The following is a 25,521-nucleotide window of genomic DNA, read 5'->3' on the forward strand; positions in this document are numbered from 1 at the left end:
CGCATCGCACGGCGGCACCGGCCGGCCGCCACCCGAGGAGACATCCATGCAAAGAAGAACCTTCTGCAGCGGCGTGGCCGCTGGCGCAGCCCTGGCCGCAGCCAGCCTGCCCGTGCGGGCCCAGGCCACGCGCCTGCGGCTGGCCCATGCCGGCCCCGAGACCTCGTCGCAGCACCTGGCTGCGCTGGAACTGGCGCGCCTGGCCAAGGAGCAGTCGGGCGGCAAGCTGGACGTGCAGGTGTACCCCGGCGGCCAGCTGGGCAACGACGCCACCGTGATCGGCGCGGTGCGCGGCGGCACCATCGACCTGATGATGGCCGGCAGCGTGAACTTCGCCGGCCTGACGCCGGCCATCGGCGCGCTGGACCTGCCCTTCCTGTTCCGCAGCCCGGCCCATGCCTACCAGACGCTGGACGGCGCGGTGGGCCAGAAGCTGATGCAGGGCCTGGAAGCCCATGCGCTCAAGGGCCTGGGCTGGTTCGAAGTGGGCTTTCGCTGCATCACCACCAAGCACAAGCCGGTGCGCCTGCCCGATGACGTCAAGGGCCTGAAGATCCGCACCACGCCCAACCCGTCGCACATCCTGGCCTTCAAGCTGCTGGGGGCCAACCCGGTGCCGCTGCCGCTGGGCGAGCTGTATCAGGCGCTGGAAACCGGCGCGGTGGATGCGCAGGAGCATCCCATCGCCATCACCTGGTCGGCCAAGTTCTACGAAGTGCAGAAGCACCTGACCATGAGCCGCCATGCCTACACCGCGATGCCGGTGGTGATGAACAAGGCCCGCTTCGAGAAGCTGGAGCCGCCGCTGCAGCAGGCGCTGGCCGATGCCGCCCGCGCCGCCTCGCGCTTCCAGCGCGAGATGAATGCCCGCGACGAAGGCCGCACCGTGGCCGACCTCAAGGCCAAGGGCATGCAGGTGATCGAGAGCTTCGACGCCGAGCCCTTCCGCCGCGTGGTGGTGGCCGAAACGCGCAAGGCCTTCGTCGAGAAGAACGGCGGCGACCTGCTGGCCCAGATCGACGCCACGGCGTGACCTCACACGCCGAGCCCGGAGACCCCATGAGCGAGATCCTGCTGCTGGTGCAGAAATGCGCCCACACCTTCAGCTTCTACGACCTGGCCAGCGGCCAGGCGCTGAAGCACCTGGTGCTGCCCAACTTCCCGCACGAGTTCTGCGTCGACCCCACGGGCCAGCGCGCCTACGTCGGCATCTTCGGCATCGAGACCGCCTGGACCCGCGGCGACGACGGCGACCACCGGGTGGCCGAGATCGACCTGGTGGAGCGCCGCCACACCCGCATGCTGGACCTGTGGCCTTACCGCCGGCCGCACGGCATGGCCTGCGATGCCCAGGGCCGGCTGTATGCGATGAGCGAGGCCAACGACACCTTGCTGGTGTTCGAGCATCCGCGCGAGCAGGACGTGCCGCACCTGGCCGTGCCCTCGGGCGGCATCAAGACCCACCTGGTGACGCTGACGCCCGATGCCGGCACCGCCTTCGGCATCCACCTGCTGTCCAACACCGTCACGCGCTTCCACCCGCGTGATGCGGCGGTGGCGCCGCAGGCCGTCACGCCCGGGCCGCGGCCCGAAGGCAATGCGCTCTCGCGCGACGGCCGGCGGCTGTTCGTGGCCAACCGGGGCGACGACACGCTGGTGGAGATCGACACCGGCACGCTGGCGCTGGGCCGCCGCGTGAAAACCCGGCGCGACCCCAACCGCATCTACCGCCACGACACCGCCGATGGCCGCTCGCTGCTGCTGCTGACCAACTCGGGCGAGCAGTCGCTGTCGGTGTTCGATGCCGACACGTTGGAAGAGCTGCGCTGCGTGCCGCTGCCGGCCAACCCCACCGCGCTGTCCTTCCACCCGCGGCGGGCGCTGGCCTATGTCTCGTTCCAGGACGACAAGGTGCGTGAGCTGGACTTGGCGAGCTGGCAGTTCGGCCGCGAGATCACCACGCTGCGCGAGCCCGATGCCTCCTTCGTGCTGTGCCGATGACACCGCCCGAGCTGCCCACCGCCATCGTCGACGCCCACCATCACCTGTGGGCGCTGGAAGGCGCGCACTACCCCTGGCTGCAGGAAGACTACGCGCCCGAGCGCTTCATCCTCGGCGCCTATGAGCCGCTGTGCCGCGACTACCGGCCGGCCGACTTCCGGGCCGACTGGCAGGGCATGCCGGTGGTGGCCAGCGTGCACGTGGAAGCCGAGCGCGACCGCGGCGAAGCCCTGGCCGAAACGCAGTGGCTGCACCAGCAGCACGCTGCCCACGGCCTGCCCGGCGCCATCGTCGCCTGGGCCGACCTGCTGGCGCCCGATGCCGATGCGCAGCTGGCCGCCCAGGCCGCGATGCCGCTGGTGCGCGGCATCCGCTGCAAGCCCGCCACCGCGGCGGCGCCCGGTGCGGCGCTGCCGGCGGCCGGCTCGCTGCAAGACCCGCGCTGGCCCGCCGCGCTGCAGCGGCTGGCCGCCCATGGCCTGCTGTGGGACCTGCGCGTGCCCTACTGGCACCTGGAAGAAGCCGCCGCGCTGCTGGCCCAGGTGCCGCCATTGACGGTGGTGCTGGAACACACCGGCCTGCCCTGGGACCGCAGCGCCACCGGCCTGGCCAGCTGGCGGCGCGGCATGGCGGCGTTGGCAGCCCTGCCCCAGGTGCACGTGAAGATCTCGGAGCTGGGCCTGCGCGAACGGCCTTGGACCGAAGCCGACAACCTGCCGGTGATGCGCGAAACGCTGGACCTGTTCGGCTGGCAGCGGTGCCTGTTCGGCAGCAACTTCCCGGTGGCGCGGCTGCGCATCGGTTATGCCGAACTGGTGCAAGCCACCGCCCGTGCGCTGGCCCACCTGCCCGCCGCCGCCCGCCAGGCGGTGTGGCACGACAACGCGATGGCGGTCTACCGCATCGCGCGGAGCGCCGCCGCATGAAGCCCGACCTGCAGACTGCGCGCGAACGCTTCCTGGCCAGCGGCGACGAGGCGCTTCTGCCCATCGTCGATGCGCACCACCACTACTTCGACCTGCAGCGCAACCCGCACCCCTGGCTGCAGCGGCAGCCGCGCATCCCGTTCCGCTATGGCGACTACGGCCCCATCTGCCGCGACTGGCTGCCCGAAGACCATGCCCGCGCCGCCAGCGGCCACCTGTGGCTGCGCAGTGTGCTGATGGAAGGTGAATGGGACCCGGCCGACCCGGTGGGCGAGGCCCGCTGGGTGCAGGCCCTGGCCGATGCGCAGGGCACGCCGCAGGCCCTGGCCGCCCAGGCCTGGCTGGACCGTGCCGACCTGCCCGAGGTGCTGGCCGCCTACCGCCAGCTGCCCATCGTGCGCAGCGTGCGCCACAAGCCGCGCAGCCTGCCGCGGCAGGACCACACCCCCGGCTGGTCCGCGCCCGGCGCCATGCGCTGCCCCCGCTGGCGCGACGGCTATGCGCAGCTGGAAGCGGCCGGCCTGATGTTCGAGCTGCAGGCCCCCTGGTGGCACATGGCCGAGGCGCTGGAACTGGCGCGCGACTTTCCGCGCACCACGCTCATCGTCAACCATGCAGGCCTGCCGGCCGAGCGCGACGAAGCCTCCTTGGCCGCCTGGGGCCGTGCGATGGCGCAACTGGCCGACGCGCCCAACGTGCACGTGAAGATCAGCGGCCTGGGCGTGCCCGGCCAGGCCTGGACCCCCGCGCTGCAGGCGCCGGTGGTGCAGGGGCTGATCGAGCGCTTCGGCGTGGCCCGATGCCTGTTCGCCAGCAACTTCCCGGTCGACGGCCTGGTGGCCAGCTTCGACCAGATCTTCAGCAGCTTCAAGGTGCTGACCCGCCAGCACACGCCGGCCGAGCGGCTGGCGCTGTTCTGCGACAACGCGCTGCGCCTGTACCGGCTGGACTGACAACACCAACACGAAGGAGACACCCGATGAAAAGCCCCACCCTCGCCCGCCGGCTGGCGCTCGGCCTGCCCGCCGCCTGCCTGGCAGCCTGTCTGGCCACCGGCCTGGCACTGCCTGCCGCCGCGCAGGACATCAAGGCCCGCATCGGCACCAGCCTGCCCGATGAACACCCGCAGACGCTGGGCGCGCGCAAGTTCGCCGAGCTGGCGGGCGCCAAGAGCGGCGGCCGCATCCGCATCAACGTGTACTCGGGCGCCACCCTGGGCAGCGACCAGCAGATGCAGGCGGCGCTGCGCGGCGGCACGCAGGAATTCACCGTGCCTTCCACCGCCACGCTGGCCAACCTGGTGCCGGCCTTCGGCGTCATCGGCCTGCCCTTCTCCTTCGCCAGCGAGCAGCAGGCCGACGCCGTGCTGGACGGCCCCTTCGGCAAGCAGCTGCTGGCGCGCCTGCCCGACAAGGGCCTGGTGGGCCTGGCCTTCTGGGAAAACGGCTTTCGCAACCTGACCAACAGCCGCCGCCCGGTGGCCAAGGTGGAAGACATGGCCGGCCTGAAGGTGCGCACGATGCAGAACAACCTGTACATCGACCTCTTCAACGGCCTGGGCGCCAATGCGGTGCCGATGCCGGTCAACGAGCTGTTCACCGCCCTCGAAACCAAGGCCGTGGATGCGCAGGAGAACCCGTACACGGTCATCTCGGCGCAGAAGTTCTACGACGTGCAGAAATACCTCTCGACCACCGGCCATGCGTACGACGCACTGGTGCTCATCGCTTCGAAGAAGTTCTGGGACGGCCTGAAGCCCGCCGACCAGGCGCTGCTGCAGGCCGCTGCGGCGGAAGCCACCGCCTACCAGCGCCAGACCAGCCGCCAGCTCAACCAGAAGCTCAAGGCCGACCTGCAGCAGCAGGGCCTGCAGATCACCGAGGTGAGCGCCGCCGAACGCGCCCGCATGCGCGACAAGCTCAAGCCGGTGATCGACAAGCACGTGGAAGCCGTGGGCGCCGACGTGGCGCGTGACTTCGCGGCGGCCATTGCGGCCGCCGGCACGCGCTGAAAGCGGAGGCCCTGACCATGTTTACCCGCTTTGCCATTCGCGCACTGGAAATCCTGCTGGTGCTGCTGCTGGGTGTGATGGTGGTGCTGGTGTTCGGCAACGTCGTGCTGCGCTACGGCTTCAACTCAGGCATCACCTTCTCGGAAGAAGTCTCGCGCTTCATCTTCATGTGGCTGACCTTGATCGGCGCGCTGGTGGCCATGCACGAGAACGCCCACCTGGGCATGAGCAGCGTGGTCAAGGCGCTGCCGGTGCCGGCCCGGCGCGTGGCACGCTTTGCGTCCGACCTGCTGATGCTGGGCTGCTGCGGCCTGCTGGCCCACGGCACCTGGAAGCAGGTGGTCATTGCCATGGACGACCGCGCGCCCGTCACCGGGCTGCCGATGGGCTGGGTGTTCTCCGCGCTGCTGGTGTGCAGCGTGGGCATCGCCGCCATCCTGCTGCACAGCCTGTGGCGCCAGATCACCGGCCGCATGCCGGTGGAAGAACTGGTGGTCGAGCCCACCGAGTCGGTCGAGTGACCGCCCGCACCATCCCACAGGACTGGCCATGACCGTCACCATCTTCATCCTCTCCCTGCTCGGCGCGATGACGCTGGGCATGCCCATCGCGTTCGCGCTGCTGGTGTGCGGCGTCGCGCTGATGTTCCACCTGGACAACTTCGACACCCAGATCCTCGCGCAGAACCTGCTGGAGGGCACCAACAACTACCCGCTGATGGCGGTGCCCTTCTTCATGCTGGCCGGCGAGCTGATGAATGCAGGCGGCCTGTCGCGCCGCATCATCGCGATGGCGCAAGCACTGGTAGGCCACGTGCGTGGCGGCCTGAGCTACGTGGCCATCCTGGCCGCGCTGGTGATGGCCAGCATCAGCGGCTCGGCCGTGGCCGACACCGCGGCCCTGGCCGCGGTGCTGGTGCCGCTGATGCGCCGCGCCGGCTACAACCTGCCGCGCTCGGCCGGGCTCATCGCCTCGGGCGGCATCATCGCGCCCATCATCCCGCCGTCGATCGGCTTCGTGGTGTTCGGCGTGGCGGCGCAGGTGTCCATCACCAAGCTGTTCCTGGCCGGCATCGTGCCGGGCATCCTGATGGGCGTGACCCTGGCCATCACCTGGTGGTTCTGCGCCCGCCGCGAGGCGCCGCCGATCACGCAGGAAGACCGCTTCGAGTGGGGCCGGCTGGTCAGCGCCATCCGCCAGGGCTTCTGGGCGCTGCTGCTGCCGGTGGTCATCATCGGCGGCATGAAGGCCGGCGTGTTCACGCCCACCGAAGCCGCGGTGGTGGCTGCGGTGTACTCGATGCTCGTGGGCCTGTTCGTGTACCGCGAGATGCGCATCGCCGACATGCCGCGGCTGATGCTGCAGGCCGCCAAGACCTCCAGCGTGGTGATGTTCCTGGTGGCCTGCGCACTGGTCTCGGCCTGGCTGATCACCATCGCCGACATCCCCGGCCAGGTGGGTGAGCTGCTGCAGCCCTTCATGGACAACAAGGTGCTGCTGATGTTCATGATGATGGCGCTGGTGGTGGTCATCGGCACCGCACTCGACTTCATGCCCACGGTGCTGATCCTCACGCCGGTGCTGATGCCGCTGGTCAAGCAGGCGGGCATCGACCCCATCTACTTCGGCGTGCTGTTCATCATGAACAACGCCATCGGGCTGCTGACGCCGCCGGTGGGCACCGTGCTCAACGTGGTGGCCGGCGTGGCGCGCGTCGACCTGGCCCGCGTCACCCGCGGTGTGATGCCCTTCCTGCTGGCGCAGACCTTCCTGCTGATGCTGTTCATCCTCTTCCCGCAGCTGGTCATGGTGCCGGCCCGCTGGTTCTATTGAAAGGACGCCTGACGTGAACTCCCCCCACCAACCCGTCGTCGCGCTGACGCTGGGCGACCCCGCCGGCATCGGCCCCGAACTCATCGCCAAGCTGCTGGCGCAGCCCGAGACCACCACCCAGGCCAACGTGGTGCTGATCGGCGACCCCTGGCTGTGGCAGCGCGGCCAGCAGGTGGCCGGCGTGCAGGTGGCCTGCGATGCGGTGGACGGCTTTGCCGCGGTGCGCAGCCGCGCCGACACCTCGCGCCCCGCCTTCATCGCCGTGGACACCGTGCAGCCCGAACAGGTGACGCTGGCCAAGGCCGAGGCGCCGGGTGGTGCCTCGGTGCTGAAGGTGCTCAACCGCTGCATGGACGCGGCGCTGGCCGGCGAGATCGACGCCATCTGCTTCGCGCCGCTGAACAAGCATGCGATGAAGCAGGGCGGCCTGCAGCACGAGGACGAGCTGCACCACTTCGCGCAGTACCTGGGCGTCAAAGGCTACTTCTGCGAGTTCAACACGCTGGGCAGCCTGTGGACCTCGCGCGTGTCTTCGCACATCCCGCTGAAGGACGCAGCCTCCTGGCTGAGCCGCGACCGCATCATGGCCGCCGCCCGCCTGATCCACCAATCGCTGAAGGCCGCCGGCGTGGCCGCGCCGCGCGTGGCGGTGGCGGGCTTCAACCCGCACAACGGCGACGGTGGCACCTGCGGCCGCGAAGAGATCGACATCATCGCCCCGGCGGTGGAGGCGCTCAACGCCGAAGGCCTGCCCATCGCCGGCCCCTTCCCGGCCGACACCATCTTCCTGAAGGCGCGTGACGGCCAGTACGACGCCATCGTGACCATGTACCACGACCAGGGCCAGATCGCGATCAAGCTGCTGGGCTTCAGCCAGGGCGTGACGGTGCAGGGCGGCCTGCCCATCCCCATCACCACGCCGGCCCACGGCACCGCCTACGACATCGCCGGCCAGGGCCGCGCCAACGTCAACGCCACCGCCAACGCCTTCGCCATCGCGGTGCGCATGGGCGCCAGCGCGCTGGCCGCCCGCCACTGAACCCCCACCGCCATTCCGAACCCGGAGACACCCCCATGAAGATCACCAAAGTCCGCGCCCGCACCTTCGAATGGAAGGGCAAGACCGTGCCGCCGCAAGGCAACTTCTGCAGCAATGCGATGGACCTGCTGTACTCGCCGCAGGAAACGATGAAGACCTTCCGCTTCCACGGCTGGACGGTGGTGGAGATCGAGACCGACACCGGCCTGGTGGGCTATGGCAACGTGGCGCTGGCGCCGCGCATCGCCAAGGAGATCATCGACCAGTACCTGTCGCCGCTGATCATGGGCCAGGACCCCTGGGACTACGAGTACCTGAACCAGCGCATGTACCGCGCCACCCATGCCTGGGGCCGCAAGGGCGTGGGCATGGCGGCCATCTCGGCGGTGGACATCGAGCTGTGGGACCTGCTGGGCAAGAGCGTGGACAAGCCGGTGTTCAAGCTGCTGGGCGGCCGCACCAAGGAAAAGATCCCGTGCTACTACAGCAAGCTCTACCGCACCGACCTGAACGAGATGCAGAAGGAGGCCGAGACCTACCTGAAGCAGGGCTTCAAGGCCTTCAAGATGCGCTTTGGCTACGGCCCGGCGCACCTGCAGCAGGGCGTGACCGAAAACCTCAAGAGCGTGGAAGCCGTGCGCGAGGTGATCGGCTACGACACCGACCTGATGCTGGAGTGCTACATGGGCTGGAACCTGGAGTACACCAAGCGCATGCTGCCCAAGCTGGCCAGGTTCCAGCCGCGCTGGCTGGAAGAGCCGGTGATCGCCGACGACATCGACGGCTATGCCGAACTGAACGCGATGAACATCGTGCCGATCTCGGGCGGCGAGCATGAGTTCAGCCTCTACGGCTTCAAGCAGCTGCTGGACCGCAAGGCGGTGAGCGTGGTGCAGTACGACACCAACCGCGTGGGCGGCATCACGATGGCGCACAAGATCAATGCGCTGTGCGAGGCCTACAGCGTGCCGGTGGTTCCGCATGCCGGCCAGATGCACAACTACCACCTGACCATGAGCACGCTGGCCAGCCCGATGAGCGAGTACTTCCCGATGTTCGACGTCGAGGTGGGCAACGAACTCTTCTACTACATCTTCGACGGCGAGCCGGTGGCCGAGGACGGCTTCCTGCAGCTGCGCGACGACGTGCCGGGCCTGGGCCTGACGCTCAAGACCGAATACCTCGACCAGTTCAACATCGTCGAGTGAGGGACCCGATGGCACAAGCCAAGCGACCGTACCGGGGCGTGTTCCCGGTGGTGCCCACCATCTTCACCGAGACCGGCGAGCTGGACCTGCCGGGCCAGAAGCGCTGCGTCGACTTCATGATCGACGCCGGCTCCAGCGGCCTGGCCATCCTGGCCAACTTCTCCGAGCAGTTCTCGCTGTCCGATGCCGAGCGCGAGGTGCTGACCCGCGAGATCCTGCAGCACGTGGCCGGCCGCGTCCCGGTGATCGTCACCACCACCCACTACGGCACCCAGGTGTGCGCCGCGCGCAGCCGCCAGGCGCAGGACATGGGCGCCGCGATGGTGATGGTGATGCCGCCCTACCACGGCGCCACCATCCGCGTGGGCGAAGCCGGCATCCACGAGTTCTACGCACGGCTGTCGGACGCGATCGACATCCCCATCATGATCCAGGACGCCCCGGTGGCCGGCACGCCGCTGTCGGCCGCCTTCCTGGCCCGCATGGCCACCGAGATCGAGCATGTGTCGTACTTCAAGATCGAGACGGCCGGCGCCGCCAGCAAGCTGCGCGAGCTGATCGCGCTGGGCGGCGACGCCATCGAAGGCCCGTGGGACGGCGAAGAGGCCATCACCCTGCTGCCCGACCTGGACGCCGGTGCCACCGGCGCGATGACCGGCGGCGCCTACCCCGACGGCATCCGCCGCATCGTGGACGCCTTTGCCGGTGGCCGCCGCGACGAGGCGGTGGCCGAGTACACGCGCTGGCTGCCGCTGATCAACTACGAGAACCGGCAGGGCGGCATCCTGACCGCCAAGGCACTGATGAAGGCCGGCGGCGTGATCGATTGCGACGCGCCCCGCCACCCCTTCCCCGCCATGCACCCGGCCGTGCGCGCCGGCCTGCTGGACACCGCACGGCGGCTCGATCCGCTGGTGCTGCGCTGGAGCTGAGATGAGCCACACCCTCACACGCCGCCGACTCGTCGTCGGCACCGGTGCCGCCGCCCTGGCCGCGGCACTGCCGGCCCGCGCGGCCGACCCGGTGAAGCTGAAGCTGGCCCACTCGGGCCAGGAAGCCGAGACCCAGCACCGCGCCGCGGTGGAATTCGCGCGCCTGGTGAAGGAGCGCACCCAGGGCAGCGTGCTGGTGACGGTGTACGCCGCCAGCGCGCTGGGCAACGACAACTCGGCCATCTCCGGCATGCGCGGCGGCACCATCGACATGGTGCTGTCGGGCAACCCGTACTACAGCGGCATCGTGCCGCGGCTGAACGTGCTCGACCTGCCCTACCTGTTCGACAGCGCCGACCATGCCTACAAGGTGCTGGACGGCGCGGTGGGCCAGGCCCTGCTGGACGAGATGGGCGCCCATGGCATGAAGGGCCTGTCCTTCCTGGAGGTGGGCTTCCGCAACCTCAGCAACGCGCGGCGCGCGGTGCGCACGCCCGACGACGTCAAGGGCCTGAAGCTGCGCACCACGCCCAACCCGGCGCACCTGCAGGCCTTCCGGCTGCTGGGCGCCAACCCGATGCCGATGCCGGTGGCCGAGGTGTACCCCGCGCTGGAAAGCCGGGCCATCGACGGCCAGGAGAACTCGGTCTCCATCATCCGCAATGCCAAGTTCTACGAGGTGCAGAAGCACCTGTCGATCACCCGGCACGCCTACACCGCCGAGCCGCTGGTGATGAACAAGAAGCGCTTCGACGGCCTGGCGCCCGCGCAACAGCAGGCGATGGTGGAAGCGGCCCGCCTGGCCGCCACCTTCCACCGCGAGCTGAACCGCCGCGGCGAAGCCGAGGACATCGCCTACCTCAAGGCCAACGGCATGCAGGTGGAAGAGAAGGTGGACGCAGCCCCGTTCCGCCGCGTGGTGGCCGAACCGGTGCGGCAGGCCTTCGCGGAAAAGCACGGCACGCAGCTGCTGGATGACATCGACAAGGTGCGCGCATGACCCACGACCTGTACATCGGCGGCGCCTGGGTGCCCGGCCGCGAAACGCGACCCAACATCAATCCCTCGGACACCCGCGACAGCGTGGGCGACTATGCGCAGGCCTCGGCCGCGCAGGCCCGCGAGGCGATTGCCGCGGCCGAAGCGGCCTTTCCGGCCTGGAGCCTGTCGACGCCGCAGCAGCGCTTCGACGTGCTCGACGCCGTGGGCACCGAGCTGCTGGCCCGCAAGGCCGAGCTGGGCGACCTGCTGGCCCGCGAAGAAGGCAAGACCCTGCCCGAAGCCATTGGCGAAGTGGCACGGGCGGGCGCCATCTTCAAGTTCTTCGCCGGTGAGGCGCTGCGCCCGGGCGGTGAGGTGATGCCCTCGGTGCGGCCCGGCATCGGCGTCGAGATCACGCGCGAGCCGCTGGGCATCATCGGCCTCATCACACCGTGGAACTTCCCGATCGCCATCCCGGCCTGGAAGATCGCGCCCGCGCTGGCGCACGGCAACTGCGTGGTCTTCAAGCCGGCCGACCTGGTGCCGGGCTCGGCCTGGGCGCTGGCCGAGATCCTGTCGCGCAGCGGCCTGCCGGCCGGCGTGTTCAACCTGGTGATGGGCCGTGGCGCCGAAGTGGGCCAAGTGCTGCTGGAAGACCCGCGCATCGCGGGCATCAGCTTCACCGGCTCGGTGGCCACCGGCCAGCGCGTGGCCCAGGCGGGCGTGTCGCGCGGCGCCAAGGTGCAGCTGGAGATGGGCGGCAAGAACCCCTTCGTGGTGCTGGACGACGCCGACCTGAACGTGGCGGTGGCGGCCGCCGTCAACAGCGGCTTCTTCTCGACCGGCCAGCGCTGCACCGCGTCCAGCCGCGTCATCGTCACCGAGGGCATCCATGACCGCTTCGTCGCGGCGATGGCCGAGCGCATGGACACGCTGAAGGTGGACGACGCCCGCAAGCCCGGCACCGACATCGGCCCGGTGGTGGACGACAAGCAACTGGCCCAGGACCGCGAGTACATCAACATCGCCCGCCAGGAAGGCGCCCGCCTGGTGGCAGGCGGCGAGGCCCAGCCCACCAGCAGCGATGGCGCGCCCGGCTTCTACCTGCGGCCCGCCCTGTTCGCCGACACCACGGCCGACATGCGCATCAACCGCGAAGAGGTGTTCGGCCCCGTGGTCAGCGTCATCCGCGCCAAGGACTATGAAGAAGCGCTGGCCCTGGCCAACGACACGCCCTTCGGCCTGGCCTCGGGCATCGCCACCACCAGCCTGAAACACGCCACGCACTTCAAGCGGCATGCGCAGGCCGGCATGGTGATGGTGAACCTGCCCACCGCGGGCGTGGACTACCACGTGCCCTTCGGCGGCCGCAAGAGCAGTAGCTACGGCCCGCGGGAGCAGGGCCGCTACGCGGCGGAGTTCTATACGACGGTGAAGACGGCTTATACGCAGGCGTGAGCTTGCGTGCGGGCGATGGAAGCCCGCGACCGCCGCCTTCAGCTGGCGGTGCCGCGGGCAAGAAAAAAGCACCTGGCGTTTCCGCGAGGTGCTTCATCTTTTTTGGTGGGCGGTGCAGGGTTCGAACCTGCGACCCCTGCCGTGTGAAGGCAGTGCTCTACCGCTGAGCTAACCGCCCGGAAACCTGCGGTGTTTGTTGTTCTTCTCGTGTTCCGGCAAGCCTCGCAGTATGCCACAGGCTACGCGGATTGCAACTGTCTCCACAAAGTTTTTTGTCCACTGGCCTTGTCCAGCTCGGCCAGCACCCCTTCGTGGGCCTGCAGCTCCTCGGGCGTGGGCTCCAGCACCACCAGTTGGAAGGTGCTGAAGTCGATCGGGGCCGCCGCCAGCTCGCCGCTGCCTTCGCTGCCCACGTCGATCACCAGGCTCTCCTGGCCGCGGGTCATGTTGATGTAGACCTCGGCCAGCAGGCCGGCGTCCAGCAGCGCGCCGTGCAGCGTGCGGTTGCTGTTGTCCACCTCCAGCCGCTTGCACAGGCTGTCGAGCGAGTTGCTCTTGCCCGGGAACAGGTCGCGGGCCATCAGCAGCGAGTCGGTGATGCGGCCCACATGCTCGGCAAAGCGCGGGCGGCCCAGGCGGCGCAGCTCTTCGTTCAGGAAGCCGACGTCGAAGGCCGCGTTGTGGATCACGATCTCGGCGCCGGCCAGGTAGTCCATCAGCTCGTCGGCGATGGCGGCGAACAGCGGCTTGTCGGCCAGGAACTCATCGGTCAGGCCGTGGATCTTGACGGCGTCTTCCGAGTTCTTGCGCTCCGGGTTCAGGTAGAAGTGCTTGTTGTTGCCGGTCAGCCGCCGGTTCACCATTTCCACACAGCCGATTTCGATGACGCGGTCGCCGCTCTCCGGGCTGAGGCCGGTGGTTTCGGTATCAAGGAAGATCTGTCTCATGCCTGGCTCCCGGCCACGCGCGCGGGCTTGCCGTGGTCGCCCGGCCCGGCGCGCCACCACAGCAGCACCCCGGCCAGCACCATAGGCACGCACAGCCACTGGCCCATGCTCATGTTCAAGGCCAGCAGCCCAAGGAAGCTGTCCGGCTCACGGAAATACTCGGCGATGAAGCGGAAAGTGCCGTAGCCCACCAAAAACGCGCCCGACACCCGGCCGGTGGCATGCGGCCTCCGCGCATACACCCACAGCAGGATGAAGAGCAGCACGCCTTCCAGGCTGAACTGGTAGAGCTGCGAGGGATGGCGCGGGATGTCGCTGCCCGACTGCGGAAACACCATCGCCCAGGGCAGCGAGGGGTCGGCCGCACGGCCCCACAGCTCGCCGTTGATGAAGTTGCCGATGCGGCCCGAGGCCAGGCCCAGCGGCACGCAGGGCGCGATCAGGTCGGTCACCTCGAAGAAGGCGCGCTGGCGCCGCCGTGCGAACACCGCCATGGCCACCAGCACGCCCAGCAGGCCGCCGTGGAAGGACATGCCGCCCTTCCACAGCATCAGCATTTCCAGCGGGTTGCTGAGGTAGTAACCCGGCTTGTAGAACAGCGAGTAGCCCAGCCGCCCGCCGACGATGACGCCGACCACGCCGAAGAACAGCAGGTCTTCCACGTCGCGGCGGGTCCAGCCGCGCTGGGCGTAGTACGGCTGGCGCGTGCGCAGCGTGGCCAGCCAGAGGAACAGGCCGAAGGCCACCAGGTAGGTCAGGCCGTACCAGTGGATGGCCAGCGGCCCCAGGCGCAGCGCGATCGGATCGAATTGCGGGTGGACGAGCATCCGGGTCAACTCCTGTCAGTGGGCGGCGATTGTCGCCGCGCCGGCAAAACCGCCTGCCCGTGGTCAACCACGTGGTCGACGAAGCGCTGCACCACCGGCGGCGCCGGCTCGGGCCACAGCAGGCTGGTCTGCGCCGCCAGCTGCACGCCCTGCACCGCCCGGTACACCACGCCGGGCCGCTGCAGCTGCACCAGGCTCTGCGGCACCCAGGCCACGCCCATGCCGCCGCTTACCAGGTTGACGATGGTCTGCATCTGGATCGCTTCCTGCGCGATGCGCGGCGTGAAGCCGGCGCCGCGGTAGGCGGCCACCACGGCGTCGAACAGCGATGGCGTGATCTGCCGCGGGAAGATGACCAGCGGCTCGGCCGCCGCCTCGGCAAATCGCAGCGTGCGCCGCGTGGCCAGCGGGTGCGTGGCCGGCAGCACCAGCTGCATCGGCTCCGTCAGCACGGTGCGCGCGCCGAAGCCCGGCGGCGCTGCGTCAGGCGCATGCAGCACGAAGCCGGCGTCGATCTCCTCGGCCGCAAACGCCGCCAGCTGCACGTCCAGCGTGGCCTCGCGCAGCTGCACGTCCACCTCGGGATGGGCCTGGCGGAAGCCGCGCAGCCAGTCGGGCAGCGGCCCGTAGGCAATGCTGGACACAAACGCCAGCCGCAGCAGGCCCGAGCGCCCGGCCGCTGCGGCACGCACCGCCGCCGGCAGCGCATCGGCCGCGCGCAACAGGCGCCGCGCCTGCTCCAGCAGCGCTTCGCCGGCCGGCGTCAGCGCCACCGAGCGCTTGCTGCGCAGGAACAGCGCCACCTCCAGCTCACGCTCCAGGCCCTGCACCGCCTGTGTCAGCGGTGGCTGCGTCATGTGCAGGCGGCGGGCCGCGCGGCCGAAGTGCAGCTCCTCGGCCACGGCCACGAACTGCCGCAGCGGGCGCAGGTCGATCATCGATATGCCTCGTGAATCAATCGAAGGCGACAAATATATTGGACGCTCGTAAACCAGCTCCTGGATACTGCCGGCCCAGCCCAATCGCCAGGAGACCCGCTGCCATGAGCTTCAACCGCCGTTCCAAGAACATCACCGAGGGCGTGGCCCGGGCGCCCAACCGCTCGATGTACTACGCGCTGGGCTACCAGGAGAGCGACTTCTCCAAGCCGATGATCGGCGTGGCCAACGGCCACTCCACCATCACGCCGTGCAACTCGGGCCTTCAGCGGCTGGCCGATGCGGCGGTGGAAGGCATCAAGGCGGCGGGCGCCAATCCGCAGATCTTCGGCACGCCCACCATCAGCGACGGCATGGCCATGGGCACCGAAGGCATGAAGTACAGCCTGGTCAGCCGCGAGGTGATCTCCGACTGCGTCGAGACCTGCGTCGGCGGCCAGTGGATGGACGGCGTGCTGGTGATCGGCGGCTGCGACAAGAACATGCCCGGCGGCATGATGGGCATGCTGCGCGCCAACGTGCCCGCCATCTACGTGTACGGCGGCACCATCCTGCCGGGCAAGTACAAGGGGCAGGACCTCAACATCGTCAGCGTGTTCGAGGCGGTCGGCCAGTTCAGCGCCGGCAAGATGGCCGAGGAAGACTTCTGTGAGATCGAGAAGCGCGCCATCCCCGGCAGCGGCAGCTGCGGCGGCATGTACACCGCCAACACCATGAGCTCGGCCTTCGAGGCGCTGGGCATGAGCCTGCCCTACGCCAGCACCCAGGCCAACGTGGAAGACGAGATCCTCGACACCACCCGCCGCGCCGCCGCCGCGGTGGTGGAAGCGGTCAAGAAGGACCTGAAGCCGCGCGACATCGTCACCAAGAAGGCGATCGAGAACGCGGTGGCCGTGATCATGGCCACCGGCGGCTCCACCAATGCGGTGCTGCACTTCCTGGCCATCGCCCATGCGGCCGAGGTCGACTGGACCATCGACGACTTCGAGCGCGTGCGCCGCAAGGTGCCGGTGCTGTGCGACCTGAAGCCCAGCGGCCAGTTCCTGGCCATCGACCTGCACCATGCCGGTGGCATTCCGCAGGTGATGAAGGAGCTGCTGGACCACGGCCTGCTGCATGGCGACTGCATGACCATCACCGGCAAGACGGTGGCCGAGAACCTGGCCGACGTGCCGGCGCTGAAGCCCGACAACAAGGTGATCCGCCAGGTCGGCAACGCGCTGTATGCCGAAGGCCACCTCGCCATCCTGAAGGGCAACCTGTCGCCCGAGGGCTGCGTGGCCAAGATCACCGGCCTGAAGAACCCGGTGATTACCGGCCCGGCCCGCGTGTTCGACGACGAGCAGTCGGCCCTGGCCGCCATCATGGCGGGCCAGATCAAGGCCGGCGACGTGATGGTGCTGCGCTACCTGGGCCCCAAGGGCGGCCCCGGCATGCCAGAGATGCTGGCGCCCACCGGCGCACTGATCGGCCAGGGCCTGGGCGAATCGGTCGGCCTGATCACCGACGGCCGCTTCTCGGGCGGCACCTGGGGCATGGTGGTGGGCCACGTGGCGCCCGAAGCCTATGAAGGCGGCACCATCGCGCTGGTGCAGGAAGGCGACTCGATCACCATCGACGCTCACCAGCTGCTGCTGAACCTGAACGTGCCGGACGAAGAAATCGCCCGCCGCCGCGCGCAGTGGAAGCAGCCGGCGCCGCGCTACACCCGTGGTGTGCTGGCCAAGTTCGCAAAGAACGCCGCCAGCGCCAGCGCCGGTGCGGTGCTGGACAAGTTCGACTGAACAAGCTGTTCAGCACGAAGAACCAACGGGCCCCGCGGGGCTCGTTGGTCATGCAGGTGCCACGCACTACTTGCGTGGCTTGTGGCGTGTGTCCAGCCCCATGTCCTGCAGATGGCGCTCACGCCGCTTGGCCTTCTTGGCTTCCATGCGGTCCATGGCCTTCTTCTGGGTGTAGCCGTACTTGTCGGCCCAGCCCCACCACAGCAGGGCCAGCACGAAGGGCGACAGCACCCACCACCACGACAGGCCGGCAAAGGGGCCCAGCGCCGCCAGCTTGAGGCCGATGGACAGCAGGCCCAGTGCAACGAACCACATCGTGACCCCCTTGCCGTCAACCCGGCGCTCTAGAATTCGTTCGAGTCAATGTACCGCACGACTTTTGCCATCGCTCGTCGAAAGGACCCCATGAACGCTCGCATTTCCGCCGTCTTCGCCGCCGCTCTGGCGGTGGGCGCGGTGTCCCCCGCCTTCGCCAACGCTGAGCTGGCCCAGAAGAAGAACTGCATGGCCTGCCATGCGGTCGACAAGAAGCTGGTCGGCCCGTCCTACAAGGACGTGGCTGCCAAGTACGCTGGCGACAAGACCGCCGTCGACAAGCTGGCCACCAAGATCCAGAAGGGCGGCGCCGGTGTCTGGGGCGCGGTGCCCATGCCCGCCAACCCGCAGGTCAACGAAGCCGAAGCCAAGCAGCTGGCCACCTGGGTGCTGTCGGTCAAGTAAGCTGGCCTCGGCCACTTCCAGAAAGGGCCCGCGCGGGCCCTTTTTGCTGGCCGCCTTTCAAGCAGGAGACGACATGGATCGACGCCAGTGGTTGGGCGGCATCGCCGTCGTGGGTGCCATCGGGGGCTTTGGCTGCCTGCCCGTGGCGGCGGCCCAGGCGGGCACGGGTGCGGCGGGGCTGCCCGTGGTGCAGGTGTTCAAGGATCCGAACTGCGGCTGCTGTACCGCCTGGGTGCAGCACCTCGAGAAAGCCGGATTCACCGTGCAGGTGTCCGAAGTGAACGACATGAGCGCGGTGCGCCAGCGCCTGGGCATGCCGGCGCAGTACGGCGGCTGCCACAGCGCGACGGTGGCGGGTTACGTCATCGAAGGCCATGTGCCCGCGGCCGAGATCCGCCAGCTGCTGGCCACGCGCCCCGCAGCGCTGGGCCTGGCCGTGCCGGGCATGCCGGTGGGGTCCCCTGGCATGGAGATGGGGCCGCGCGTGGACCCCTACGCCGTGCTGCTGATCAGCCGCCAGGGCGCGGCCTCCGTGTTCGCGCGCTACCCCAAGAAGGCCTGACGGCGCCTCCCCGGCCTGCCCTCAGTTCGTCTCCGCCAACTGCTCCAGGATCGCCGGGTTCTGGTGCCCGCTCACATCGCTTCGCGATATGAGCAGGCCCCGAAATCCGCCAGCCGGCGCGTCGCGCCGCCCCGCGCTGTCGCGCGGCCTGGATCAGTTGGTCTCCGCCAACTGCTCCAGGATCGCCGGGTTCTCCAGTGTCGAGGTGTCCTGGGTGATGGCTTCGCCCTTGGCGATGGAGCGCAGCAGGCGGCGCATGATCTTGCCGCTGCGGGTCTTGGGCAGGTTGTCGCCGAAGCGGATGTCCTTGGGCTTGGCGATGGGGCCGATCTCGCGGCCCACCCAGTTGCGCAGCTCGGCAGCGATCTTCTTGGCCTCTTCACCCGTGGGGCGCGGGCGCTTGAGCACCACGAAGGCGCAGATGGCCTCGCCGGTGGTGTCGTCGGGCCGGCCCACCACCGCGGCTTCGGCCACCAGCTCGGTGCAGCTCACCAGGGCCGATTCGATCTCCATCGTGCCCATGCGGTGGCCCGAGACGTTGAGCACGTCGTCGATGCGGCCGGTGATGGTGAAGTAGCCGGTCTTGGCGTCGCGGATGGCGCCGTCGCCGGCCAGGTAGTAGCCCTTGAGCTCCGGCGGGTAGTAGCTCTTCTTGAAGCGCTCGGGGTCGCCCCAGATCGTGCGGATCATGCTGGGCCAGGGCTTCTTGACCACCAGGATGCCGCCCTGGCCGTTGGGCACGTCGTTGCCGGTCTCGTCGACGATGGCGGCGGTGATGCCCGGGAACGGCAGCGTGCAGGAGCCCGGCACCAGCGGCGTGGCGCCCGGCAGCGGCGTGATCATGTGGCCGCCGGTCTCGGTCTGCCAGAAGGTGTCGACGATGGGGCAGCGACCGCCGCCGATGTTGGCGTGGTACCACTCCCAGGCGGCGGGGTTGATCGGCTCACCCACCGAGCCCAGCAGGCGCAGGCTGCTCAGGTCGTAGCGCTTGGGGTGCACGGCCTCGTTGCCTTCGGCGGCCTTGATCAGGCTGCGGATGGCGGTGGGCGCGGTGTAGAAGATGCTGACCTTGTGGTCCTGGATCATCTTCCAGAAGCGGCCGGCGTCCGGGTAGGTGGGCACGCCCTCGAACACGATCTCGGTGCCGCCCAGCGCCAGCGGGCCATAGGCGATGTAGCTGTGGCCGGTGACCCAGCCGATGTCGGCGGTGCACCAGAAGATGTCGTCGTCCTTCAGGTCGAAGGTCCACTTGGTGGTGAGCGCCGCATGCAGCAGGTAGCCGCCGGTGGAGTGCTGCACGCCCTTGGGCTTGCCGGTGGAGCCGCTGGTATACAGCAGGAACAGCGGATGCTCGGCCTCCACCCATTCGGGCTCGCAGGTCTCGGGCTGCTGCGCGATCAGCTCGTGCATCCAGCGATCGCGGCCGGCCGCCATCGGCAGCTCGGCGCCGGTGCGGCGCACCACCAGCACGTTCTTCACGCTGTCGCAGCCGCCCAAGGCCAGCGCTTCGTCGACGATGGCCTTGAGCGGCAGCTGCTTGCCGCCGCGCACCTGCTGGTCGGCGGTGATCACCGCCACCGCGCCGGTGTCTTCGATGCGGTCGCGCAGGCTTTGCGCCGAGAAGCCGCCGAACACCACCGAGTGGGTGGCGCCGATGCGGGCGCAGGCCTGCATCGCGGCCACGCCGTCGATCGACATCGAGATGTAGATGACGACGCGGTCGCCCTTCTTCACGCCCAGGCTCTTCAGGCCATTGGCGATGCGGCAGGTGCGGGCCAGCAACTCGCTGTAGGTGACCCGGGTGACTTCGCCGCCGTCGGCTTCGAAGATCAGCGCCGTCTTGCCGCCCTTGCCGGCCTCGACGTGGCGGTCCAGGCAGTTGTACGAGGCGTTGAGCGTGCCGTCGGCAAACCACTTGAAGAACGGCGGGTTGCTGTCGTCCAGCGACTGGGTGAAGGGCTTTTTCCAGGTGACGAACTCGCGCGCCAGCCGGGCCCAGTAGGCCGCATGGTCGGCATCGGCCTCGGCCACCAGGCGCTCGTAGGCCGCCATGCCCGAGACGTGCGCGCCTTCGCGGGCGGCGGCGCTGGGTTCATAGACCTTGGTGGGGGTGTCTTCGCTCATCGTTGTCTCCGTGGATCTTCACAACCGTTTGGCCGCATGGTGGCTCTTGCGCCTGACGAACGGCTTACTCTAAGCCGACTGCGGGGTCGAGGCCATGACTGCGGGCTCATGGCAGGTCTGACTGCCATCAGCGGGAAAACCCCGCCGCATAAACTCGCGGCCTCGATTTCCAACTGCGACACCCCTCGTCACCCCATGGCCCAGCTGCCCGACCCGACCACCGTTCGCATGCGTCCGCTGCCGAACCTGATCTTTGCCAGCCGCTGGCTCCAGTTGCCGCTGTACCTGGGCCTGATCCTGGCGCAGTGCGTGTACGTGTTCCATTTCTGGGTCGAACTCGTGCACCTGATCGAGGCCGTGTTCGGCAACGACGTGGCGCTGCAGAAGCTGATTTCCAGCATCGGCTACAAGACCGACGTGCCGGTCACCTCGCTGAACGAGACGGTGATCATGCTGGTGGTGCTGGCGCTGATCGACGTGGTGATGATCTCCAACCTGCTGATCATGGTGATCGTCGGTGGCTACGAGACCTTCGTCTCGCGCCTGCGGCTGGAGGGCCACCCCGACCAGCCCGAGTGGCTGAACCACGTCAATGCCTCGGTGCTCAAGGTCAAGCTGGCCACCGCCATCATCGGCATCAGCTCGATCCACCTGCTCAAGACCTTCATCAACGCGGCCAACTACACCGACAAGGTGCTGATGTGGCAGACGCTGATCCACATCGCCTTCCTGTTCTCGGCGCTGGCCATCGCCGCGGCCGACCGGGTGATGGGCGGCGGCCACGGCGCCCGCGACCACTGACCGCCGGCGCGGCAGGCTGAACCCCATGCGCTGGATTCCGAGCCGGGAAGACCTCCTGCAGTCCCGCTGGCTGTCGCCGGTGGCCCACCACCTGCAGGACGACCGCCTGTGGCACCTGGAGCGTGGCTGCGTGGCGCGTGCGGTGGCCATCGGCCTGTTCTTCGGGCTGCTGCTGCCCTTCGCGCAGTTCTTCGCGGCGGCGCTGTTCGCGGTGTGGCTGCGCGCCCACCTGGGCGTGGCGGCCGGCGCCACCCTCATCACCAACCCCCTGACCTTCGCGCCGCTGTACTGGCTGGCGCACCGCATCGGCCAGGCGGTGCTGGGCGACCCCGACGACGAAGCCGCCGCCGACGCGGTGAGCCGCCACGTGGAGGCCGCAGCGGCCCACCAGGGCTGGCTTTCCGCCGCCTGGGACACGGTGCAGGACGCCGGCGCCCCGCTGGTGGTGGGCCTGGGCGTGATGGCGGTCGTGGCCGCCATCGTGGGCTTTCTGGCGGTGTGGCTGCTGTGGCGGCCCAGGAAAGAGCTACCCGATCATCTGCCGTAGAGGACCTGGGGCAGCCAGAGCCCGATCTCCGGGAACACGTACAGCAGCACGATGGCCACGACCTGGATGCCCATGAACGGGATCATCCCGGCAAAGATCTGGTTCAGCGTCACGTGCTTGGGCGCCACGCCCTTGAGGTAGAAGGCCGACATCGCCACCGGCGGGCTCAGGAAGGCGGTCTGCAGGTTCAGCGCCACCAGCAGGCCGAAGAACAGCGGATCGACGCCGAAGTTGTCCAGCAGCGGCACGAAGATGGGCATGAAGATCACGATGATCTCCGTCCACTCCAGCGGCCAGCCCAGCACGAAGATGATGACCTGGCTGAGCACCAGGAACTGCGTCTTGGTGAGGTTCATGCCCAGCACCCACTGCTCCACCAGCTCCTGCCCGCCCAGCAGCGCGAACGCGGCCGAGAAGATGGCCGAGCCGACGAACAGCCAGCACACCATGGCCGAGGTCTTGGCGGTGAGGAACACCGACTCCTTGACCACCGTGAGGTTGAGCCGCCCATAGGCCGCGGCCAGCGCCGCACCGCCGAAGGCACCCACCGCGGCCGCCTCGGTGGGCGTGGCCAGGCCCAGCACGATGGAGCCCAGCACCGCCAGGATCAGCACCATCAGCGGGAAGAAGCTGGACAGCAGCATCTTGAAGATTTCCAGCCGCGCGTAGCTGAGCAGCGCATAGAACAGTGCCAACCCGGCGGCCGCGATGCCGATGGCGATCCAGAAGGCCCGCGGGGCCGGCTGGCGCGTGGCGCCCTCCGTGGCGCCCGGGGCGCTGCCCGGGGTGGCCGCCGCCGCAGGCTCGGCCAGGCCGCCGGCGGCCTGGGGCGGCTCGCTCACAGCGCCTGATGCGCCGGGCGGTTCGCTCACGCCACCCGCGGCCCCGGGCGGCTCGGCCACGCCGCCGCTGGCCTGCGGCGGCTCTGCCAGCCCACCCTCGGCGGGGGGTTCGGCCAGGCCACCTTCCGCTGGCGGTTCCGCCAGCCCGCCACCTTCGGCCGGCGGCTCGGCCAGGCCACTGCCTTCACGTTCAGCGTCGCCGCCGCCCGCCCCCATCTCCTGCAGGCCGCTGTCGGCCTCAGGGGCCGCCACGCGGGTCACGGCTTCGTAGCCGGTGAAGGCCAACGCCGCGAACAGCAGCGCGGGCGCCAGCGCGATGGCCAGCTGGCCCAGCAGGTAGCGCGTGGGCACCGCCGCATTGCGGCGGCCCTTGATGGCCGACCACAGCCCCGGCAGCGCATGGCGGTGGCCCTGCGCGCCCGCCGCCACCAGCGGCGCCGGCAAGGGCACCAGGCGCTGCGCGGCCGTCAGCGGCGGGGCCAGGCTGGGCTTGATCTTGGCCAGGATGACCACGTACACCACGTACAGGCCGGCGAGCATGACGCCGGGCAGCAGCGCCCCTGCATACAGCTGCACCACCGACACACCGGCCGTGGCGCCATAGACGATGAGCAGTACCGACGGCGGGATGAGGATGCCCAGGCAGCCGCCCGCGGTGATGGCGCCGGCCGACATCGGCACGCTGTAGCCGGCCCGCAGCATCTGCGGCAGTGCCAGCAGGCCCATCAGCGTGACCACGGCACCCACGATGCCGGTGGCGGTGGCAAACACGGCGCAGGTGACCAGCGTGGCCACCGCCAGGCTGCCGGGCACCCGCGCCAGCGCCAGGTGCAGGCTCTTGAACAGCTTCTCGATCAGGTTGGCCCGCTCGACCAGGTAGCCCATGAAGACGAACAGCGGGATCGAGATCAGCACGTCGTTCGACATGGTCTTGTAGGCCGACTGCACCATCAGGTCCAGCGTGCGCGTGGTGTTGCGCTCGTAGGCCAGCCAGGTGAACAGCATGCCCATGCCCATCAGCGTGAACGCGGTGGGAAAGCCCAGCATGATGGCCACCACCACTAGCGCCAGCATCACCAGGCCGATGTGGCCGTTGGTGATCACCGGCACGCTGACCAGCATGCCGATGACCAGCCCCACGATGATGGCCATCAGGCTGAAGCCGAACCACAGCTCCTTGCGCAGCTTCATGCACGGCCCCCGTTGGCGGCGCCCTGGCGCGCAGCGGCTTCCACGTCTTCATCGCTGACGTGCACCATCTCCTTGAGCTTGTCCACGTCCACCTCTTCCACATCACCCTCACGCGGCGGCCAGCTGCCGCTGCGCAGGCAGATCACGCAGCGCGCGATCTCCACCAGGCCCTGCAGCAGCAGCACCCCGCCCGCCACCGGGATGACGAACTTGAACGGGTACAGCGGCAGCGCATCGGCCGAGAAGGTCTGCTCACGGATGGCCAGCGACTCCTGCGCGTAGTGCCAGCCGGCCCAGGTGAGCGCCACCACGCCCGGCAGGAAGAACAGGATGTACAGCACCAGGTCGATGCTGGCCTGGGTGCGCGGCCGGAAGAAGCCATAGAGCACGTCGCCGCGCACGTGGCCGTTCTTGCTCAGCGTGTAGGCGCCGGCGGTCATGAACAGGGTGCCGTACAGCATGATCTGCATGTCCAGCACCAACGCATGCGGCTTGTTCAACGCATAACGCGAGAACACCTCCCAGGTGATCAGCAGCGTCAGCAGCACCACCGTCCAAGCGAACAATTTGCCCACGAAAGTGGACAGGCGGTCCACCGCCCACAAGCTGTCTCGCATCACGACTCCGGCGCGCGGCTCAGGTTTTTTTGCCGCGGCCGAAGTAGTGGTTGAAGGCCATCTTGAAGTCGACCGAGTAGTCGTTCTGCCACTGGCCGGCGCGCTGCGCAAAGGCGCGTTGCGAATCCAGCACCTTCTTGAACATCGGGTTCTCGCCGGCCTTCTTCTCGACCGTCTTGTCCCACGAAGCCAGCTGCGCGCGCAGCACCGCATCGGGCGTCTTGTAGAACTTGATGCCCTGCTGCTTCAGCGCCTCGTAGTCCTTGCTGTAGCGCTCCACGGCCTTCCAGCTCATGTCGGCGCTGGAGGCCTGCACCGCGTAGTCGATCACGGCCTTCAGCTCGGCCGGCAGGCCGTCCAGCTTGGTCTTGTTGAAGAGGATCTCGAACTGCTCGCCGCTCTGGTGGAAGCTTTGCAGCATGCAGTTCTTGGCCACGTCCGGAAAGCCCAGCACGCGGTCGCTGCTGGCGTTGTTGAACTCGGCCGCGTCAATCAGCCCGCGGTCCAGTGCCGGCACGATCTCGCCGCCCGGCAGCGGGTTCACCGCCGCGCCCATGTCGGTGAACACGTCCACCGCCAGGCCCACGGTGCGGAACTTCAGGCCCTTCATGTCCTCCACCTTGGCCACCGGCTTCTTGAACCAGCCCAGCGGCTGCGTGGGCATCGGCCCGTACAGGTACGAGACCACGTCCAGGTTCAGGCTCTTGTAGATCTCCTCGACCAGCGCCTTGCCGCCGCCGTAGTAGTGCCAGGCCAGCACCATGTTGGCGTCCATGCCGAAGCCGGGACCGGAACCCCACAGCGCCAGCGCCGAGTTCTTGCCGTACCAGTAGGCGATGACGCCGTGGCCGCCGTCCAGCGTGCCCTTGCTCACCGCGTCCAGCAGCTGGAAGGCCGGCACCACCGAGCCGGCGGGCAGCACCTCGATCTTCAGCCGGTTGCCGGCCATGTCGTTCACCTTCTTGGCGAAGTCCTGGGCGAACTCATGGAAGATGTCCTTGGCCGGCCAGGTGCTTTGAAAGCGCAGCGTGGTGGTCTGGGCCTGGCTGACGGCGGGTGCCGCCAGGGCGCCGACCGCCGCTCCACCGGCAGCAGCGTTCTTGAGAAAGCGCCGGCGGGGCGCAGCCCCATTTGCCGAACCCGCAGACTTCTGGGCCATGGACTTGTCTCCTGCTCGAATCGGTGTTGACGACAGCAGGCCGACTATCGAATCTGACCGATCGGGTCAGCAA

At 68.8% G+C, this 25,521-nt stretch carries 25 protein-coding genes and 1 tRNA gene; 17 read left to right on the forward strand and 9 right to left on the reverse strand.

The annotated features are described in order from the left end of the window. The first annotated feature begins 46 nt into the window (after nt 1-46). The 12 genes from MW290_RS26270 to MW290_RS26325 are packed head-to-tail and all read left to right on the forward strand — an operon-like array spanning nt 47 to nt 12,389. The gene (locus MW290_RS26270; protein WP_250197293.1) at nt 47-1,033 is read left to right on the forward strand and encodes a DctP family TRAP transporter solute-binding subunit; all 987 of its coding nucleotides are present in this window, start codon (nt 47-49) and stop codon (nt 1,031-1,033) included. 26 nt (nt 1,034-1,059) lie between these two features. Further along, nucleotides 1,060-2,001, forward strand: a complete 942-nt coding sequence (locus MW290_RS26275; RefSeq protein WP_250197294.1) for a YncE family protein — start codon at nt 1,060-1,062, stop codon at nt 1,999-2,001. After that, entirely contained in the window at nt 1,998-2,927 is a 930-nt protein-coding gene (locus MW290_RS26280) for an amidohydrolase family protein (RefSeq protein ID WP_250197295.1), read from the forward strand. Before MW290_RS26275 ends, MW290_RS26280 begins: the two co-directional genes overlap by 4 nt. Next, a complete protein-coding gene (locus tag MW290_RS26285; RefSeq protein WP_250197296.1) occupies nt 2,924-3,880 on the forward strand; it encodes an amidohydrolase family protein in 957 nt (318 codons plus the stop codon). Before MW290_RS26280 ends, MW290_RS26285 begins: the two co-directional genes overlap by 4 nt. 26 nt (nt 3,881-3,906) lie before the next feature. Then, nucleotides 3,907-4,938 (forward strand): TRAP transporter substrate-binding protein, encoded by a 1,032-nt coding sequence (locus MW290_RS26290; protein WP_250197298.1) that lies wholly within the window; start codon nt 3,907-3,909, stop codon nt 4,936-4,938. Nucleotides 4,939-4,955: 17 nt separating this feature from the next. Then, the gene (locus tag MW290_RS26295) at nt 4,956-5,459 is read left to right on the forward strand and encodes a TRAP transporter small permease (protein WP_250197299.1); all 504 of its coding nucleotides are present in this window, start codon (nt 4,956-4,958) and stop codon (nt 5,457-5,459) included. 28 nt (nt 5,460-5,487) lie between these two features. Next, nucleotides 5,488-6,771 (forward strand): TRAP transporter large permease subunit, encoded by a 1,284-nt coding sequence (locus tag MW290_RS26300; RefSeq protein WP_250197300.1) that lies wholly within the window; start codon nt 5,488-5,490, stop codon nt 6,769-6,771. A 13-nt stretch (nt 6,772-6,784) separates the two neighbouring features. Continuing rightward, nucleotides 6,785-7,810, forward strand: a complete 1,026-nt coding sequence (locus tag MW290_RS26305) for a 4-hydroxythreonine-4-phosphate dehydrogenase PdxA (protein ID WP_250197301.1) — start codon at nt 6,785-6,787, stop codon at nt 7,808-7,810. A gap of 35 nt (nt 7,811-7,845) precedes the next feature. Then, nucleotides 7,846-9,018: an L-rhamnonate dehydratase gene (locus tag MW290_RS26310; RefSeq protein WP_250197302.1), complete on the forward strand. Its 1,173-nt coding sequence runs from the start codon at nt 7,846-7,848 to the stop codon at nt 9,016-9,018. Between the two features lie 8 nt (nt 9,019-9,026). Further along, nucleotides 9,027-9,950, forward strand: coding sequence for a dihydrodipicolinate synthase family protein (locus tag MW290_RS26315; protein ID WP_250197303.1), 924 nt, complete (start codon nt 9,027-9,029; stop codon nt 9,948-9,950). 1 nt (nt 9,951) lies between these two features. Next, nucleotides 9,952-10,950 carry a TRAP transporter substrate-binding protein gene (locus tag MW290_RS26320; RefSeq protein ID WP_250197304.1) on the forward strand — a complete coding sequence of 333 codons (999 nt, stop codon included), beginning with the start codon at nt 9,952-9,954 and terminating at the stop codon, nt 10,948-10,950. Continuing rightward, on the forward strand, nt 10,947-12,389 hold the full coding sequence (locus MW290_RS26325) for an aldehyde dehydrogenase family protein (protein WP_250197306.1): 1,443 nt from the start codon (nt 10,947-10,949) through the stop codon (nt 12,387-12,389). The genes MW290_RS26320 and MW290_RS26325 overlap by 4 nt, the downstream gene beginning before the upstream one ends. Before the next feature lie 103 nt (nt 12,390-12,492). Here the strand turns inward: MW290_RS26325 and MW290_RS26330 are convergent. The 4 genes from MW290_RS26330 to MW290_RS26345 form a co-directional block, all read right to left on the reverse strand. Beyond that, a tRNA-Val gene (locus MW290_RS26330) sits at nt 12,493-12,567 on the reverse strand. Between the two features lie 61 nt (nt 12,568-12,628). Continuing rightward, the gene (gene dnaQ / locus MW290_RS26335; protein WP_250197307.1) at nt 12,629-13,336 is read right to left on the reverse strand and encodes a DNA polymerase III subunit epsilon; all 708 of its coding nucleotides are present in this window, start codon (nt 13,334-13,336) and stop codon (nt 12,629-12,631) included. Further along, entirely contained in the window at nt 13,333-14,163 is an 831-nt protein-coding gene (gene lgt / locus MW290_RS26340; RefSeq protein WP_250197308.1) for a prolipoprotein diacylglyceryl transferase, read from the reverse strand. The genes dnaQ and lgt overlap by 4 nt, the downstream gene beginning before the upstream one ends. 5 nt (nt 14,164-14,168) lie before the next feature. Continuing rightward, a complete protein-coding gene (locus MW290_RS26345) occupies nt 14,169-15,101 on the reverse strand; it encodes a LysR family transcriptional regulator (RefSeq protein ID WP_250197309.1) in 933 nt (310 codons plus the stop codon). 104 nt (nt 15,102-15,205) lie between these two features. Here MW290_RS26345 and ilvD point away from each other — a divergent pair, with 104 nt between their 5' ends. Continuing rightward, on the forward strand, nt 15,206-16,885 hold the full coding sequence (gene ilvD, locus MW290_RS26350; protein WP_250197310.1) for a dihydroxy-acid dehydratase: 1,680 nt from the start codon (nt 15,206-15,208) through the stop codon (nt 16,883-16,885). Between the two features lie 66 nt (nt 16,886-16,951). On the opposite strand, the gene MW290_RS26355 is transcribed toward ilvD, so the two are convergent. Beyond that, nucleotides 16,952-17,200 (reverse strand): TIGR04438 family Trp-rich protein, encoded by a 249-nt coding sequence (locus MW290_RS26355; protein WP_250197311.1) that lies wholly within the window; start codon nt 17,198-17,200, stop codon nt 16,952-16,954. Nucleotides 17,201-17,290: 90 nt separating this feature from the next. Here MW290_RS26355 and MW290_RS26360 point away from each other — a divergent pair, with 90 nt between their 5' ends. Both MW290_RS26360 and MW290_RS26365 read left to right on the forward strand, forming a co-directional pair. Beyond that, entirely contained in the window at nt 17,291-17,605 is a 315-nt protein-coding gene (locus tag MW290_RS26360; protein ID WP_250197312.1) for a c-type cytochrome, read from the forward strand. 73 nt (nt 17,606-17,678) lie between these two features. Beyond that, nucleotides 17,679-18,167 (forward strand): DUF411 domain-containing protein, encoded by a 489-nt coding sequence (locus MW290_RS26365; RefSeq protein WP_250197313.1) that lies wholly within the window; start codon nt 17,679-17,681, stop codon nt 18,165-18,167. A gap of 153 nt (nt 18,168-18,320) precedes the next feature. Here MW290_RS26365 and acs read toward each other — a convergent pair whose 3' ends face one another. Further along, nucleotides 18,321-20,291 (reverse strand): acetate--CoA ligase, encoded by a 1,971-nt coding sequence (acs, locus tag MW290_RS26370; protein ID WP_250197314.1) that lies wholly within the window; start codon nt 20,289-20,291, stop codon nt 18,321-18,323. Nucleotides 20,292-20,519: 228 nt separating this feature from the next. Here acs and MW290_RS26375 point away from each other — a divergent pair, with 228 nt between their 5' ends. Together MW290_RS26375 and MW290_RS26380 are read left to right on the forward strand one after the other, a co-directional pair. Beyond that, the gene (locus tag MW290_RS26375; protein WP_250197315.1) at nt 20,520-21,092 is read left to right on the forward strand and encodes a TIGR00645 family protein; all 573 of its coding nucleotides are present in this window, start codon (nt 20,520-20,522) and stop codon (nt 21,090-21,092) included. Between the two features lie 25 nt (nt 21,093-21,117). Continuing rightward, nucleotides 21,118-21,639 carry a DUF2062 domain-containing protein gene (locus tag MW290_RS26380; protein ID WP_250197316.1) on the forward strand — a complete coding sequence of 174 codons (522 nt, stop codon included), beginning with the start codon at nt 21,118-21,120 and terminating at the stop codon, nt 21,637-21,639. Here MW290_RS26380 and MW290_RS26385 read toward each other — a convergent pair. The 3 genes from MW290_RS26385 to MW290_RS26395 are packed head-to-tail and all read right to left on the reverse strand — an operon-like array spanning nt 21,627 to nt 25,448. Then, complete coding sequence (locus MW290_RS26385) at nt 21,627-23,672, reverse strand: TRAP transporter large permease subunit (protein ID WP_250197317.1); 2,046 nt, start codon at nt 23,670-23,672, stop codon at nt 21,627-21,629. The two genes, MW290_RS26380 and MW290_RS26385, sit on opposite strands and share 13 nt — an antisense overlap. Next, on the reverse strand, nt 23,669-24,289 hold the full coding sequence (locus tag MW290_RS26390; RefSeq protein WP_250197318.1) for a TRAP transporter small permease subunit: 621 nt from the start codon (nt 24,287-24,289) through the stop codon (nt 23,669-23,671). Before MW290_RS26390 ends, MW290_RS26385 begins: the two co-directional genes overlap by 4 nt. 19 nt (nt 24,290-24,308) lie before the next feature. Beyond that, complete coding sequence (locus MW290_RS26395; RefSeq protein ID WP_250197319.1) at nt 24,309-25,448, reverse strand: TRAP transporter substrate-binding protein; 1,140 nt, start codon at nt 25,446-25,448, stop codon at nt 24,309-24,311. Nucleotides 25,449-25,521 lie beyond the last annotated feature (73 nt).

The organism is Aquincola tertiaricarbonis (assembly GCF_023573145.1).
Classification (GTDB): domain Bacteria; phylum Pseudomonadota; class Gammaproteobacteria; order Burkholderiales; family Burkholderiaceae_C; genus Aquincola; species Aquincola tertiaricarbonis_B.

Bases quoted from the DNA above. Each gene is read 5' to 3' on its own strand.
- MW290_RS26375 (WP_250197315.1), top strand. From the start codon at position 20,520: ATGCGTCCGCTGCCGAACCTGATCTTTGCCAGCCGCTGGCTCCAGTTG.
- MW290_RS26320 (WP_250197304.1), top strand. From the start codon at position 9,952: ATGAGCCACACCCTCACACGCCGCCGACTCGTCGTCGGCACCGGTGCC.
- MW290_RS26325 (WP_250197306.1), top strand. From the start codon at position 10,947: ATGACCCACGACCTGTACATCGGCGGCGCCTGGGTGCCCGGCCGCGAA.
- lgt (WP_250197308.1), bottom strand. From the start codon at position 14,163: ATGCTCGTCCACCCGCAATTCGATCCGATCGCGCTGCGCCTGGGGCCG.
- MW290_RS26390 (WP_250197318.1), bottom strand. From the start codon at position 24,289: ATGCGAGACAGCTTGTGGGCGGTGGACCGCCTGTCCACTTTCGTGGGC.
- MW290_RS26380 (WP_250197316.1), top strand. From the start codon at position 21,118: ATGCGCTGGATTCCGAGCCGGGAAGACCTCCTGCAGTCCCGCTGGCTG.
- MW290_RS26285 (WP_250197296.1), top strand. From the start codon at position 2,924: ATGAAGCCCGACCTGCAGACTGCGCGCGAACGCTTCCTGGCCAGCGGC.
- MW290_RS26355 (WP_250197311.1), bottom strand. From the start codon at position 17,200: ATGTGGTTCGTTGCACTGGGCCTGCTGTCCATCGGCCTCAAGCTGGCG.
- MW290_RS26275 (WP_250197294.1), top strand. From the start codon at position 1,060: ATGAGCGAGATCCTGCTGCTGGTGCAGAAATGCGCCCACACCTTCAGC.
- acs (WP_250197314.1), bottom strand. From the start codon at position 20,291: ATGAGCGAAGACACCCCCACCAAGGTCTATGAACCCAGCGCCGCCGCC.
- MW290_RS26365 (WP_250197313.1), top strand. From the start codon at position 17,679: ATGGATCGACGCCAGTGGTTGGGCGGCATCGCCGTCGTGGGTGCCATC.
- MW290_RS26310 (WP_250197302.1), top strand. From the start codon at position 7,846: ATGAAGATCACCAAAGTCCGCGCCCGCACCTTCGAATGGAAGGGCAAG.
- MW290_RS26395 (WP_250197319.1), bottom strand. From the start codon at position 25,448: ATGGCCCAGAAGTCTGCGGGTTCGGCAAATGGGGCTGCGCCCCGCCGG.
- MW290_RS26360 (WP_250197312.1), top strand. From the start codon at position 17,291: ATGAACGCTCGCATTTCCGCCGTCTTCGCCGCCGCTCTGGCGGTGGGC.
- MW290_RS26280 (WP_250197295.1), top strand. From the start codon at position 1,998: ATGACACCGCCCGAGCTGCCCACCGCCATCGTCGACGCCCACCATCAC.
- MW290_RS26345 (WP_250197309.1), bottom strand. From the start codon at position 15,101: ATGATCGACCTGCGCCCGCTGCGGCAGTTCGTGGCCGTGGCCGAGGAG.
- MW290_RS26300 (WP_250197300.1), top strand. From the start codon at position 5,488: ATGACCGTCACCATCTTCATCCTCTCCCTGCTCGGCGCGATGACGCTG.
- MW290_RS26315 (WP_250197303.1), top strand. From the start codon at position 9,027: ATGGCACAAGCCAAGCGACCGTACCGGGGCGTGTTCCCGGTGGTGCCC.
- MW290_RS26290 (WP_250197298.1), top strand. From the start codon at position 3,907: ATGAAAAGCCCCACCCTCGCCCGCCGGCTGGCGCTCGGCCTGCCCGCC.
- MW290_RS26385 (WP_250197317.1), bottom strand. From the start codon at position 23,672: ATGAAGCTGCGCAAGGAGCTGTGGTTCGGCTTCAGCCTGATGGCCATC.
- MW290_RS26270 (WP_250197293.1), top strand. From the start codon at position 47: ATGCAAAGAAGAACCTTCTGCAGCGGCGTGGCCGCTGGCGCAGCCCTG.
- ilvD (WP_250197310.1), top strand. From the start codon at position 15,206: ATGAGCTTCAACCGCCGTTCCAAGAACATCACCGAGGGCGTGGCCCGG.
- dnaQ (WP_250197307.1), bottom strand. From the start codon at position 13,336: ATGAGACAGATCTTCCTTGATACCGAAACCACCGGCCTCAGCCCGGAG.
- MW290_RS26295 (WP_250197299.1), top strand. From the start codon at position 4,956: ATGTTTACCCGCTTTGCCATTCGCGCACTGGAAATCCTGCTGGTGCTG.